The organism is Mesorhizobium sp. M7A.F.Ca.CA.001.04.2.1 (assembly GCF_003998485.1).
GTDB classification, from domain to species: domain Bacteria; phylum Pseudomonadota; class Alphaproteobacteria; order Rhizobiales; family Rhizobiaceae; genus Mesorhizobium; species Mesorhizobium ciceri.
This window is the reverse complement of record NZ_RZQT01000004.1, coordinates 1-466: the sequence shown is the minus strand read 5'-3', so window position 1 is coordinate 466 and position 466 is coordinate 1. Positions and strand designations below refer to the sequence as shown.

1 pseudogene is annotated in these 466 nt (G+C 65.5%); it reads right to left on the bottom strand.

The features are described 5' to 3' along the window. A pseudogene (locus EN955_RS35235) lies at window positions 1-466 on the bottom strand (ornithine cyclodeaminase family protein); the annotation flags it as partial.

The following is a 466-nucleotide window of genomic DNA, read 5'->3' as shown; positions in this document are numbered from 1 at the left end:
TCGGGCTCGGCATGCACGAGAATGCCGAGCTTTTCGCGCAGGGCTCCGGCGGTTGCCTCGGCCTTTGCCGCATCGCGCGCCCAGATGCGCGCCTCGGCAATCGGCCGCACCAGCATAAGGGCTTCCAATTGCAACCCGGCCTGGACGCCGGCGCCGAAGATCGCGGCAACTGACGAGTCCTGCCGCGACAGATGTTTGGAGGCGACGGCGCCGGCAGCAGCGGTTCGGATATCCGTGAGATAGCCGTTGTCGAGCAGCAGTGCTTCGACCAGGCCGGTTTTGGACGACAGCAGCACCATCATGCCGTTGACGCTGGGCAGGCCGAGCTTCGGATTGTCGAAGAAGCCGGGGCTGATCTTGATGGCGAAACCGTCGATATCAGGCACGTAGGCGGTCTTCACGTCGACCTCGCCGCGATGCTCGGGAATGTCGAGCCGCAGGATCGGCGGCATCGCCACCGGCAGGG